The sequence below is a fragment of the Agrococcus phoenicis genome, from assembly GCF_047302415.1.
Lineage (GTDB): Bacteria > Actinomycetota > Actinomycetes > Actinomycetales > Microbacteriaceae > Agrococcus.
Window position 1 is genome coordinate 267004 of record NZ_CP154854.1, and the last position, 12352, is coordinate 279355.

Annotated in this window: 11 protein-coding genes; 5 read left to right on the forward strand and 6 right to left on the reverse strand. The window is 72.9% G+C overall.

The window, feature by feature from the left end; translation table 11 throughout:
- Positions 1-48: 48 nt before the first annotated feature.
- Together purE and AA0Z99_RS01350 are read left to right on the forward strand one after the other, a co-directional pair.
- The gene (purE, locus tag AA0Z99_RS01345; RefSeq protein WP_413318737.1) at positions 49-591 is read left to right on the forward strand and encodes a 5-(carboxyamino)imidazole ribonucleotide mutase; all 543 of its coding nucleotides are present in this window, start codon (positions 49-51) and stop codon (positions 589-591) included.
- Positions 588-1961 (forward strand): LCP family protein, encoded by a 1374-nt coding sequence (locus tag AA0Z99_RS01350; protein WP_413318739.1) that lies wholly within the window; start codon positions 588-590, stop codon positions 1959-1961. Before purE ends, AA0Z99_RS01350 begins: the two co-directional genes overlap by 4 nt.
- Before the next feature lie 3 nt (positions 1962-1964).
- Here the strand turns inward: AA0Z99_RS01350 and AA0Z99_RS01355 are convergent, their stop codons facing one another.
- From AA0Z99_RS01355 to AA0Z99_RS01365, 3 genes are all read right to left on the reverse strand, one after another.
- Positions 1965-3119, reverse strand: coding sequence for a glycosyltransferase (locus AA0Z99_RS01355; RefSeq protein WP_413318741.1), 1155 nt, complete (start codon positions 3117-3119; stop codon positions 1965-1967).
- Positions 3116-4099, reverse strand: a complete 984-nt coding sequence (gene rfbB / locus AA0Z99_RS01360; RefSeq protein ID WP_413318743.1) for a dTDP-glucose 4,6-dehydratase — start codon at positions 4097-4099, stop codon at positions 3116-3118. The genes AA0Z99_RS01355 and rfbB overlap by 4 nt, the downstream gene beginning before the upstream one ends.
- 130 nt (positions 4100-4229) lie before the next feature.
- Positions 4230-5177: a glycosyltransferase gene (locus AA0Z99_RS01365; protein ID WP_413318745.1), complete on the reverse strand. Its 948-nt coding sequence runs from the start codon at positions 5175-5177 to the stop codon at positions 4230-4232.
- Between the two features lie 104 nt (positions 5178-5281).
- Here AA0Z99_RS01365 and AA0Z99_RS01370 point away from each other — a divergent pair, with 104 nt between their 5' ends.
- Positions 5282-6355 (forward strand): glycosyltransferase, encoded by a 1074-nt coding sequence (locus AA0Z99_RS01370; protein WP_413318747.1) that lies wholly within the window; start codon positions 5282-5284, stop codon positions 6353-6355.
- Here AA0Z99_RS01370 and AA0Z99_RS01375 read toward each other — a convergent pair.
- Both AA0Z99_RS01375 and AA0Z99_RS01380 read right to left on the reverse strand, forming a co-directional pair.
- On the reverse strand, positions 6287-7249 hold the full coding sequence (locus AA0Z99_RS01375; RefSeq protein ID WP_413318749.1) for a hypothetical protein: 963 nt from the start codon (positions 7247-7249) through the stop codon (positions 6287-6289). The two genes, AA0Z99_RS01370 and AA0Z99_RS01375, sit on opposite strands and share 69 nt — an antisense overlap.
- Complete coding sequence (locus AA0Z99_RS01380) at positions 7246-8256, reverse strand: glycosyltransferase family 2 protein (protein WP_413318751.1); 1011 nt, start codon at positions 8254-8256, stop codon at positions 7246-7248. The genes AA0Z99_RS01375 and AA0Z99_RS01380 overlap by 4 nt, the downstream gene beginning before the upstream one ends.
- Positions 8257-8336: 80 nt before the next feature.
- Here AA0Z99_RS01380 and AA0Z99_RS01385 point away from each other — a divergent pair, with 80 nt between their 5' ends.
- Complete coding sequence (locus AA0Z99_RS01385) at positions 8337-9851, forward strand: hypothetical protein (protein WP_413318752.1); 1515 nt, start codon at positions 8337-8339, stop codon at positions 9849-9851.
- A 27-nt stretch (positions 9852-9878) separates the two neighbouring features.
- Here AA0Z99_RS01385 and AA0Z99_RS01390 read toward each other — a convergent pair whose 3' ends face one another.
- A complete protein-coding gene (locus tag AA0Z99_RS01390) occupies positions 9879-11282 on the reverse strand; it encodes a cell wall-binding repeat-containing protein (RefSeq protein ID WP_413318754.1) in 1404 nt (467 codons plus the stop codon).
- A gap of 95 nt (positions 11283-11377) precedes the next feature.
- Between AA0Z99_RS01390 and AA0Z99_RS01395 the strand changes: the two genes are divergently transcribed.
- Positions 11378-12352 (forward strand): hypothetical protein, encoded by a 975-nt coding sequence (locus tag AA0Z99_RS01395; protein ID WP_413318756.1) that lies wholly within the window; start codon positions 11378-11380, stop codon positions 12350-12352.

Below are 12352 nucleotides of genomic sequence, written 5' to 3' on the forward strand. Positions count from 1 at the left end.
GGCGGGGCGCGGTCGGCGGCCATAGGCAGCCGTCGTACCCTGGACCCCATGGCAGCGGACGGCACGGCAGCGCAGGTCAGCATCATCATGGGCTCCGACTCGGATTGGCGGGTCATGGAGGCGGCGAAGGCGGTGCTGGACGAGCTCGGGGTCGCGGCAGAGGTCGACGTCGTCTCGGCGCACCGCACGCCGGAGAAGATGGTGGAGTTCGCGCGCGGCGCCGCCGAGCGCGGGATCCGGGTCATCATCGCCGGCGCAGGCGGCGCCGCCCACCTGCCCGGCATGGTCGCCTCGATGACGCGCCTGCCGGTGATCGGCGTGCCGGTGCCGCTCGAGCGCCTCGACGGCCTCGACAGCCTCCTCTCGATCGTGCAGATGCCCGCCGGGATCCCGGTGGCGACCGTCTCCATCGGCGGGGCCAAGAACGCCGGCATCCTCGCCGCGCGCATCCTCGGCGCCTTCGACGCCGAGCTGGGCGCGCGCCTCGACGGCTACGCCGCCGCGCTCGAGCAGCAGGTGGACGACAAGGCCCGCGCCCTGCGCGATCGCGTCGGCGCGCACGAGGCCGAGCTGCCGGCGACGGGCGCATGACGCTGCTGGACGTGGGCACGCCGCTGCGCAACCCCGACTCGGGCAGCCCGGAGGTCATGCAGCGACGCGGCTGGTGGCTCGTCGCCGTCGGCTTCCTGCTGCCCGGCAGCGCCCAGGTGCTCGCGGGCAACCGGCGGCTCGGCCGCTTCGGGCTCGCAGCGACCACCGTGCTCGTCGCGCTGCTCCTGCTCGCGGGCATCCTGTGGTTCTCGTGGCGCAGCGCCCTGCTCACGCTCGTCGCCAACTCGATCGGCCTCGTCGTGATCGAGGTGCTGCTGATCGCCTACGCCGTGCTCTGGATCGTGCTCGGCATCGACACGCTGCGCCTCGCGCGGCTGCCGAAGGTCGCCGGCCGCGGTCGCGCGGCCATCGCGATCGTGGCCGTCGTCGCCACCGTCGCTCCCGCAGCCCTCGCCGGGTACGGCGCATCGCTCGTCGACGCCTCGCGCGGGTTGGTCTCGAACCTGTTCGACTTCGCCGGGCCCACGGTCGAGCCGATCGACGGCCACTACACCTTCATGCTGTTCGGCAGCGACGCCGGCGAGGATCGCATGGGCACGCGCCCCGACTCGATGACCGTCGTCGCGGTCAACGCCGAGAGCGGCGCGGCGACGATGGTCGGCGTGCCCCGCAACCTGCGCAACGCCCCCTTCTCGGAGGGCTCGCCCATGTGGGGGCCGTTCCCGAACGGGTTCGACTGCGCGTCGAGCGACTGCATGCTCAACGGCTCCTTCACCTACGGCGAGGAGCACCCCGAGCTCTACCCGGATGCGGAGGAGAGCGGCTCGAGCCCGGGCATCGAGGCGACGCGCGACGCCGTCGAGGGCGTCACCGGCCTCACGGTGCAGTTCTACGTCGCCGTGGACATGCACGGCTTCGAGGACGTGGTGGACGCGCTGGGCGGCGTCGAGATCGACGTGCCGACGGAGGTGGCGCTCGGGGTCGAGGGTGCGGAGCCCTTCGGCTACATCACGCCCGGGCTGCAGCGCATGGACGGCCCGACCGCCCTCTGGTACGCCCGCAGCCGCACCGGCACCTCCGACTACGACCGCATGGCGCGGCAGCGCCTGGTGCAGGAGGCCATCATCGAGCAGTTCACCCCGCAGACCCTGCTCACCAAGTACGCCGAGCTCTCGGCAGCCGGCCAGAACCTGGTGGACACCGACATCCCGCAGTCGATGGTCGGATCGCTCTCCGAGCTGGCGCTCGAGACGCGCACCCTGCCGATCACGAACGTCGAGCTGGTGCCGGACGCCGGCGTCGACACCTCCGATCCCGACTTCGCGCAGATCCACGCGATGGTGCAGCAGGCGCTCGCCGATGCGGCTGCGCTCACCGTGGGGACCGAGAGCCCGGCGCCGAGCCCGTAGGGCCTACAGCTCGGCGTGCAGCTGCCAGACCTGGCGGGCGGCGCCCTCCCAGGTGAACGCCTGCGCGCGGTCCTGCGCGTGCAGCTGCAGGCGGGCGCGCTCCGCGTCGTCGTCGAGCAGCCTGGCGAGCGCCGCGGCGAGCTCGTGCGTGCCGCCCTCGACGGCCACGCTCGCGCCGCCCGCGATCTCGTCGAGGGAGCGGGTCGAGGGGTGCACGGTCACGGTGCCGAGGGCTGCGGCGTCGAGCAGCGAGAGCCCGAGGGCATCCTGCTCCCACGCGTGCAGGTGCGCGAGCGCGCGCGCGTGCACGACGGCGAGGTCCGCGTCGCCCAGCTCGCCGAGCACGACGATGCGGCCGGCGGGGATGCCGGCCTCCACCGCGAGCGCCGCGAGCCGGGTCTCTCCCCACTCGACGGGCCCCGCCACGACGACCCGGACATCCGGCATCTGCGCGCTCGCGATGGTCTCGATCAGGCGCTGCGCCTGGCCGCGACCGCCCGGCTGGGTGAGCGCGAGCACGTACTCGCTCGGCAGGCTCAGCGCGCGCGCCGGCTCGGCGGCGGATGCGGCCAGCAGCGTCGCGGACGGCGCAGGCGGCACGACGCGCACCCGGCCCGCGACGTCGGCGAGCAGCGCGAGATCCTCGGCGACCGCCGTGGTGGGCACGACGATGCCGTCGGCGCGGGCGAGGGCGCGCTTCAGCGCCCGGTCGAACCAGCGCTGCTTGCGCTCGCTGCGGTCGGAGAACGACTGCAGGCCGTGCACCGTGACCGTCACCTGGTCGCCCGGCTCGGGCTCGCGCACGAGCGGTGCCATCAGGCTCGTCGCGTGCACGAGGCCGCGCACCGGGAGGGTCGTGATGGTGTGCAGCCACGCCTCCCGCAGCTCCCGCGCCGAGATCGCGGTCTGCCGGAGGTCGGTCAGCCCCGGCACCTGCTCGCGCACGCGCGCTTCGCGCGAGGGCGAGATCTTGGGCGAGAGGGCGGCGACGCCGAAGCCGGCGGGCGCGGTGGCGACGAGCCCGCGCGTCAACTCGGCCGCGTAGCGCCCCACCATCGTGCGCGAGCGCTCGGCCACCTCGTCGAGCACGACGGTGAGCCTGCCGTCCTCGGTGTGGCCCGACGTCGCGGCGGGGTCGGTCGCTGCGGGGTCGGTCACAGCGCTGCACGCTCCTTCAGGGGCTCCCACCACGAGCGGTGCTCGCGGTACCACTGCACGACGTCCGCGAGGCCCTGCGCGAACGGGATCTGCGGCGCGAAGCCCAGCTCCCGCGCGGCCTTCGCGGTGTCGACGGAGTAGCGCAGGTCGTGGCCCTTGCGATCCGCGACGGTGCGGATGTCGGACTCGTCGCGGCCGGTCGCCTCCAGCAGCATGGCGGTGAGCTCGCGGTTGGAGAGCTCGGTGCCGCCGCCGAGGTTGTACACCTCGCCCGGCCGGCCGCCGGTGAGCACCAGCGCGATGCCGCGGCAGTGGTCGTCGACGTGGAGCCAGTCGCGCACGTTCTCGCCGTCCCCGTACAGCGGCACGGGGAGGCCGTCGATGAGGTTCGTCGCGAACAGCGGCACGAGCTTCTCGGGGAACTGGAAGGGCCCGTAGCAGTTGGACGAGCGGACGATCCTGACGTCGAGGCCGTGCGTGCGGTGGTAGCTGCGGGCGAGCAGCTCGCTGCCCGCCTTCGACGCCGAGTACGGGCTGTTCGGCTCCAGCGGGTCGTGCTCGGCCCAGGACCCCTGCGCGATGGAGCCGTAGACCTCGTCGGTCGAGATGTGCACGAAGCGGCGCACGCCGTGGCGCAGCGCGGCGTCGAGCAGGCGCTGCGAGCCGACGACGTTCGTCTCGACGAAGATCGAGGCGTCGCGCACCGAGCGATCGACGTGGCTCTCCGCGGCGAGGTGCACCACGGCGTCGACGCCCGGCATCACGCGATCGAGCAGGCCGGTGTCGCGGATGTCGCCGTGCACGAAGGTGCAGTGCGGGTGCTCCTCGACGCCGGCGAGGTTCGCTCGGTTGCCCGAGTACGTCAGCGCGTCGAGCACGGTGACGGATGCGCCCTCGAGCCCAGGGAGCCGGTCGTCGAGGAGCATCCTGACGAGGGTGGATCCGATGAAGCCGGCGCCGCCGGTGACCAGGATCTTCACGGAGCAGGAGGCCTTTCGGTCGACAGGAGGGAGTGCTGACTCTAGTGGTCGTCGAGCCGCAGCCGGGGAGGACGCGCAGGCCGTGGACGCGCGCGGAGGCGGCTGCGCCCGTCCGCTCAGCGCCGGGGCGTCACCACACGCCGAGCAGCAGCGCCTTGCGCAGCAGCCGGCGCTCGCGCGCCTCGCGACGCAGCTCGCCCGCGAGGCGGCGCAGCGCGAGTCGCGAGCCGAGGTCCGTGCGCTCGAACAGCGGCGCGATGCGCTCGAGCCGGGGGCGCTGCTCGTCGTCCGCGACGGCGGCGCAGAGGCTGGCGACCGCGGCGCACTGGGCGCGGTAGTGACCGGACTCGAGCCGGCGGAAGCGCGTGGTGGCCTGCCGCAGGCCGCGGTTGGCGCCGGTGGCGTTGGCGCCGTGCTGGCGGTAGTCGAGGGTCGGCTCGGCATCGATGTGCCAGCGGCCGCCGCTCGCGCGCACGATCGCGTACGCGAGCCAGTCGTGCGGCACGATGCCGTCGTCGTGCAGGTGCTCGAGCCCGGCGCGGATGCCCGCGACGGCGTGCGGGGTCATCACGAAGGTGCAGCCGGGCCCCGCCGACTCGAGCAGGTAGTCCAGCGCGACCTGCGGCTGCGCCTTGTCGATGAGCTGGGTGCGGCGGCTGCCGTCGGGGCGTGCCCAGAAGGCCACCACGTTCGAGGAGACGGCGTCGACGCCGAGGCGCGAGAGCAGTCCGAGCTGCCTGGCCAGCTTGTCGAGGTGCCAGACGTCGTCCTGGTCGGCGAACGCGACGGCGGCCGCGTCGTCGAGGGGCGCGTCGCGGAGCAGCCGGAGGAAGTTCGCCTGCGGCGTGCCGAACCGCCCGGCCGGGAGGAGCGTCACCCGGGGGTCGCTCGCCATGGCCGCGAGGAGCTCGCCCGTGCCGTCGGTGGACGCGTCGTCGGAGACCACCAGCCGCACGGCGACGTCGCGCTGCGCGAGGATGCTCCCGACCTGCTCCTCGAGGTACGCGGCGCCGTTGTGGGTCGCCAGCAGCACGAGGACGCTGCGATCGGGCGAACCCGTCTCATCCCCTGCGCGCATAGGTGCGGACCCTCTCCTCAGGCGACCACCGAGCCAGCCTCCGAGCCTACCGGCTGAACCTCGACTAGCCTGACCCGAGCTTGCCCCCATCGGAAGGAAGCAGCTTGCTCCGGATCGCCGTCGTGACGTGCTACCGACAGCCCGACTACGTGCGGGCCATCACGCTCCGCACCGCGGTGGAGGACCTCGGCCACGAGGCCATCGTCGTGAAGAACCGCTCGACGGGCGTGCGCCGCTACCCAGAGGTGCTCGCCCAGCTGTGGCGCCTCCGCCGCGATCGGCCAGACGCCTACGTCGTCAGCTTCCGGGCGTTCGAGATCCTGCCGGCGGTGCTCGCGCTCGCGGGGCGCCGGCCCGTGGTCTACGACGAGTTCATCAACCCGGTCGAGTGGTTCGTCGAGGAGCACGGCAAGCTGCGCGCGGGCGGCGTGCCGGCTCGCGCGCTCCGGGCGGGCTTCCGGCTGCTGATGCAGCGCTGCGCCAGGGTGCTCGCCGACACCGCCTCGCACGCCGACCACGCGGCGGCGCTCATGGCACTGCCGCGCTCGCGCTGGTCGGTCGTGCCGGTCGGCACCGACGAGGCGACCTTCACCCCGGCGCCCCGAGCGCCCGCCGCGCCGATGCGGGTGCTGTACTACGGCTCGATGCTGCCGCTCCACGGGCTCGACGTGCTCCTGGAGGCGGCGGTGCTGCTGGCCGAGCGCGACGACGTCGTCTTCGACGTGGTCGGCGGCGATGCCGCCGCGAAGGCGCTGGTCGACGGGGCCGTCGCTCGCGGGGCTCGCATCGACTACCGGTCCTGGGTGCCCTACGAGCAGCTGCCGGCGCTCTTCTCGACCACGGGCCTGGCCATCGGCGGCCCGCTGGGCGACACCGTGCAGAGCCGCTACGTCGTCACCGGCAAGACCTACCAGTTCCTCGCCTCCGCGGTGCCGACGCTCGTGGGCGCGAACCTCGAGAGCGGCGCCTTCAGCGACCGCCGCGATGCGCTCGTCGTGCCGCAGCGCGACCCCGGAGCGGTCGCGGAGGCCTGCGCATGGGCTGCTGACCACCCTGAGGAGCTCGCCAGGATCGGGGAGCGCGGCCGTGCGCTGTTCGAGCGCCTGTGGTCACGCCCGAGGATCGCCAGTGCTCTCGGCGCCGCGCTCGCTGACATCGCTGCGCTGCGCCGGGCCTGAGAACATCGAGCGCAGGTTGAGCAGGCTCGAGAGCAGGAAGAGCACCCCGAGGAACAGGACGTAGAAGGCGCGGTCGACGATGCCCGCCGCCAGGATCGCGTCGAAGCCGACCCCGTGGAGCGTCTGCGCGAAGCTGAGGAACGCTTCGCGGAATCCGATCGCGCCGGGTGTGATCGAGACGAAGAGCGAGAGGTTGGCGGATGCGCTGTAGACGAGGCTCTGGAGCGCGTCGGCTCCCGGCCCCGCGATCGCGTTGAGCTCGACGGAGTAGACGGCCGCCATGAGCAGCGACTGCACGGCCGTGACCGCCGCGATCAGTGCGGTGGCGACGCGCCTGCCCTTGCCCGAGCGCCAGGCCACGACGCCGACGACCAGGACCGTGAGCAGCAGGCCGAGCACGGTCAGCCACGGCAGGGTGCGGGCGAACAGCAGGGAGACGTTGACGGCGCCGAAGGCGAGGTAGTAGACCATCGTCGCCGCCGTGAAGTCGCGCAGCCGCACCCCGACCTTCGCCTTGAGGTAGGCGGCTCGCACGCCCGGGCCGCTCTGGAGCGGCCCGAAGAAGTTCGCGACGGTCGAGTAGACGGTCAGCAGCAGACCCTCCCGACCGCCGATGCGGGCGGCGCACCAGCGCACGGTCAGCAGGAGGATGAGCCAGTGCGAGGCGATGACGACGATGTAGAGGGCCGTGAGCCACGCGAGCGCGACCGGACCCACCGCGAGCACCTCGCCGATGATCTCGGGGCGCACCGCGACGTAGATCGCGATGAACGCGGCGACGAGCACCAGCACCGCGATCGCCAGCGCGCGCTTGTGGCGCCCGACCCAGCGGGCCGGTGGGCTCCCCGCCAGGCGCGTGAGCATGGCCCGCGCGCGGGCGAGGCGCTCCTTCACGCCGCGGTCGCGTCCTGCTCGGGCGCGGTGGCCTCCGTCACCCAGTTGCGCGTCGAGCCGTACCGATCGAGCTTGTCGAGCTCGAGGGAATCCTCCTGCAGCGATCTCGTGATGCGCGTCAGGTCAGCGATGGCGCCGAGCGCGAACGACAGCAGCGCGCCGACGAAGAGCAGCACGCCGAGCAGCAGCGACTGCACGTGGCTGCCGGGGGTGCCCGTCAGGATGAGCACGAGGTACCGCACGAACGGCACCGAGCCCGCGATGGTGAAGAGCGCGCCGAGGGTGGCGAACAGCGCCCACGGCTTGTACATGAAGTAGGCGCGCAGGATCGCGAAGCCCGACTCGCGCATGTGCTGCCAGATGTTCTTGAACAGCCGCGACTCGCGCGTCTTGGGGTTCGTGGTGATGGGGATCGACGTGATCGCCAGGCGCTTGTTGCCCGCCTGGATGATCGTCTCCATGCAGTAGCTGAAGGTGGTGACGATGTTGAGGCGGATCAGGGCGTACTTCGAGTAGGCGCGGAAGCCGCTCGCCGCGTCGGGCAGGTCGGTGCCGGCGGCACGGTTGACCACCCAGCTGCCGAAGCGCTGCATCGCCTTCTTGAAGGGGGAGAAGTGCTCGATCGTCTTCGTCTGGCGGTCTGCGACCACGATCTCTGCCTCGCCGCGCAGCACGGGCTGCACCAGCTCGCCGATCATGGCCTGCGGGTACTGGTTGTCGCCGTCCGTGTTCACGACGATGTCGGCGCCGTGCGACAGCGCGTACTCGACGCCGTCGTGGAACGACCGGGCGAGGCCCATGTTGCGGCGGTGCCGCACGAAGTGACGGACGCCGTGCGCGCGGGCGACCTCGACGGTGCGGTCGCTCGAGCCGTCGTCGATGATGAGGATGTGGATCTCGTCGACGCCCGGGATCTCCTTGGGGATGGTCTCGAGCACCATCGGGAGCGTCTGCTCCTCGTTCAGGCAAGGGATCTGGATGAACAGCTTCACGGGGTTCCGTCTCACGGGGGCCCAGCCTACCGCTGGCCGGGCCGCTCGGTCGCTAGACTGCCACGGGCGCTTCGCCCGGGGACAGGGGTGAGGCAGTGCTTCTCGAACGGATGCGCGTCGCGGGCGACCGCTCGGTCGCGGTGGCGGAAGCGGTGCTCCGCGGCATCGGCAGCCGATGGATGACGGCGGCGATCGTCCTGTGGCTGGCGCTCGGTGCGGCGTGGGTCGCCATCATCGCCAGGGCGGGCATGGTGTTCGACGAGCAGTGGCACCTCGAGTCGATCGCCGTGTACGGCGGCCACCCGGCGCCGTGGTTCGAGGAGACCGTTCCCCAGGAGGGCGTCGGCGCGATCAGCCGCAGCAACTCCTACCTCTACCACTTCCTGATGTCCTTCCCCGATCGCTGGATGGCAGACGCGGGCGCCGGCGACCTCGACCGCATCGTCATCCTGCGCCTGCTCACCGTCGCCATGCACGCGATCGCGCTGCTGTGCATGATCGAGGCTGTGCGGGCCGCGGGCGTCTCGCGCACCGTCGCGAACCTCGCGGGCCTCGCGTACGCGGCGCTCCCGGTCACGCCGTTCCTGGCGGCCCAGGTCAACTACGACTCGGCCATGCTCATGCTCGTCGCGGCTTGCGGCTGGGTGACCGTTCGGCAGTGCAGCCGGCGAGAGGACGGCCGCCGCTCGATGACGTGGCTCGGCGTGCTCGGCGCGGTCGCGCTCGGCCTGGCGGCGGTGCTGACGAAGTTCCACGCGGCACCGCTGGTGCTCGTGCTGCTCGGCTTCATCGTGCTCGCGATCATCCGGGATCGCGCGCTGCCGCGGATGCCCTCCCGCACCTCCCATCGGATCGCGCTCGGCGTGGTCGCGCTCGCGCTGCTCGTGCTCATCGCGCTGTGCGTCGAGCGCTACGTCGGCAACCTGCTGGCCTACGGCTCGCCGTCGCCGGACTGCGCCGCGGTGCTCGACGAGCTCCGGTGCTCGACCTATGGCGTGTGGGAGCGCAACCGGGTCGCGGACGCGGCCTTCCCCGACCTGCCGATCGCGGTCGGGAACGGAGCGGAGTTCTTCTTCGACGTGTGGGTGCCGCGCCTCATGCTCTACCTGCAGGCGGTCTGGTTCTGGCACGCGCCGCCGCTCATCTCGACGGTGGTGACCGTCGCGATCCCGATCGCCGTCATCTCCGTGCTCGCGATCGCCCTCGTGACCGGTCCGACGGCGCCCCGCCGCCGCGCGCTCCTGCCGCTGGTGCTCTCGAGCGTCGTGTACCTCGTCTTCCTCTTCTGGCACAACTACGGGGAGTGGCGCGCGTTCGGCGAGCCGTACGGCGTCCAGGGGCGCTACCTGCTGCCCGCCGTGGTGGCGATCACCGCGCTCGCGATGCACGGCGCCGCCGACTCCCTCCGCCGCGCGCGGTTCGCGCCGGTGCTGCTCGCCGTGGCCGCGCTCGGGATGCTGGCGCTCGCCACGCAGGGCGGGGCGCAGGCCTTCATCATCTCGGCGCAGGGCAGCTGGTACGAGCCCGGCGTCACCTTCGGCGACCTCATCGCATCCGTGCAGCGCTTCGTCGACCGGTTCGTCGCGCAGGTCGAGGTGCCGCCGATCTAGCCCCCGGCGCTCGCCGGGCGGGTGGCGTCAGACGGTGCCGAAGACGACCACGTAGTACCAGGAGCCGGTGCTCGATCGAGCGACGCCGACGCCGAAGTGGTCGAAGGAGCCGCGCTCGATGATGCGCGCGTGCGGGGCCGAGTCCATCCACCGCTCCACCATGGCCTCCGGATCCGGCTCCGCACCGACGGTGCGCCCGACGATCTCTCCCCAGGACCTGACCGCGCAGGCGCGAGCATGGGTGGTGAGGTTCGGGTTGTGCACCGTGCCGGCGAGCTGACGAGAGGCCATGTGGTTGGCCCAGCCCTGTGCCGCGGAGTCGAGGCACGCGTGCGCCGCCAGCGGGTCGACCGGCTCGTCGAGCTCGGCGCGCTCGGCGTTGATGAGGGAGGAGACCCCCTGCAGCGCCGTCTCTCGCCCGCAGCCGATCAGGTGCGCCGCCGCCGTGCTCACGGACGGCAGGCCGCCCAGCACGATCGCACCGGTGGCGCTGATGCGGCGCGTGTCCCACAGCACCGCATCCGTGGAGGCGCACGCGGGGGTGGTGAGGTAGAGCGGACTGCCGGTGAGGCCCGAGACGACGGCACCGCCGAGCGCGTCGGGGAACCCGGCGCCGCTGGCGAGCAGGATGCGGCCGGTCGAGGTGGAGGTGGTGAACCTGGTGTTCACCGCGGCTGCGGTCGCGTAGCGATCCCGGCCCTCGATGCGCTCGACCGCCCTGCCCGTCTGCCGCAGCATCGCCTCGACCCGCGAGTCGACGGAGGCCGCGGAGCCGACGATGATGAAGCGGGTCGTCGCAGGCAGGCGCTCCTGGATCTGCTGCGTGAACTGCTCGTTCGCGCCCAGGGTGAGCACCAGGCCGTGGCCCTGGCGGGCGGCGACCGCGCCGGCGGCGAGGGCGTCGGGGAAGTTGCGGCCGCTCGCGACCCAGACGACGCCCGCGGCCGCGCGCTGGCGGAGGCGGTCGAGCAGCTGCATCGCCGTGTCGACGCGGTTCGTCCCGGCGATGCGCACGATCTCGGCTCGCGGCGCCATCGCCGCGGCCTGGGCCTGGATCCGGGGGAAGAGCGTCGGCTCCCCGCCGACGAGCACGACCTGGGCCGGTGCGAGCCGCCGGATCTCCTGCTGGACGATCGCCGGGATCTGGTGGCGGGTCGTGAGCAGCATCCGGCCGCGCTCGGCGGCGACCACCGGGGCGGCGGCGAGCGCGTCGGGGTAGTCCTCGCCGGAGACCAGGAAGACGGTGTCCGTGCCTCCGGGGATGGTGCGAGACATGTCGACGCTCGTCGAGTACCGATCCTTGCCGGCGACGCGATCGACCTCGCGCACGGCGTGCGCTGGCGCGGTGGGAGCGAGCACCGTGGCGATGGCGACCAGCGCGACAGCGGTGAGGATGCGCGGCCAGCGACGTGCTGCAGTGCGAGTGGGCACGGTGGGGCTCCGAACGTGGTGGGGAACACCTGATCCTGTCGCCTTCGTGCCCGAGGCGCAATGTTTCGCGCTGTCGCCGTGAGTAGAGTGCCGCTGTGCCTGACGCCCGAGACCTGCCGATCCGCGCCCTCCCGAGGGCGGTCGGCAGCGCCGCTCGTGACGCCCGGGCGCGGGGAGAGCGCGTGGCGCTGCGGGCCCTCGGCGTCGGCATGGGCGCGGGCCAGTACGACGACCGCCCCGGTCTCGACACGCTCCGACGGCTCGCTCGGCTCCGCGAGCGCAACCTCCGCTCGCGGCGCTCCGTGCTGGGCGACGCGCCCGCCGTCGTGGTGATGACGACCACCGCATCCCGCATCGCCTTCGCCTGGGCCGCGATCGAGTCCATCGCGGCCGGCAGCAGCCGGCCGCAGCGCCTCGTCCTGTGGCTCGACGACCCCTCGCTCACCCGGCTCCCGCGCTCCATCGAGCGGCTCGAGCGGCGGGGGCTCGAGGTGCGGCACGTGCCGCCGGGCCTCGGCGTCCACACGAAGTGGCGCCCGCACGCCCTCAGCGAGCGCGTGCACGCGCTGCCCATGGTCACGAGCGACGACGACCAGCTCTACCCGCACGGCTGGCTCGCCGAGCTGCTCCTGACCGCTGCCGAGCACCCCGCGACCGTCGTCGCCCACCGCGCGCACGAGATCAGCGCGGAGGGCGACCGCGTCGGCAGCTACCTGAGCTGGTCGCCCGTCGCGCACACCCGGCCCAGCTACGCGGCCTTCGGGACCTCGGTCTCCGGGCAGCTCCTGCCGCCGGGGCTCGTCGACGCGCTGCGCGATCGGGGCGAGGGGTTCCTGGAGCGCGCGCCCCACCAGGACGACGTCTGGCTGCACGCCACGGCGGTCGCGACCGGCTTCCGCACCGTGCAGGTGCGGGCGCAGTCGGCGAACTACCCGTTCGTGCCGGGCACGCAGACAGGCGGCCTGTACATCGCCAACGTCTTCGGCGACGGCAACGACCGAGCGATCGCCGCATGCCTCGGCCCCGAGGAGCGGGCGAGGGTGATCGCCGACCGCGCGGAGCCGACCTGA

Coding starts and splice junctions, on each gene's coding strand:
- purE (WP_413318737.1), top strand. CDS start 49: ATGGCAGCGGACGGCACGGCAGCGCAGGTCAGCATCATCATGGGCTCC.
- AA0Z99_RS01350 (WP_413318739.1), top strand. CDS start 588: ATGACGCTGCTGGACGTGGGCACGCCGCTGCGCAACCCCGACTCGGGC.
- AA0Z99_RS01365 (WP_413318745.1), bottom strand. CDS start 5,177: ATGCGCGCAGGGGATGAGACGGGTTCGCCCGATCGCAGCGTCCTCGTG.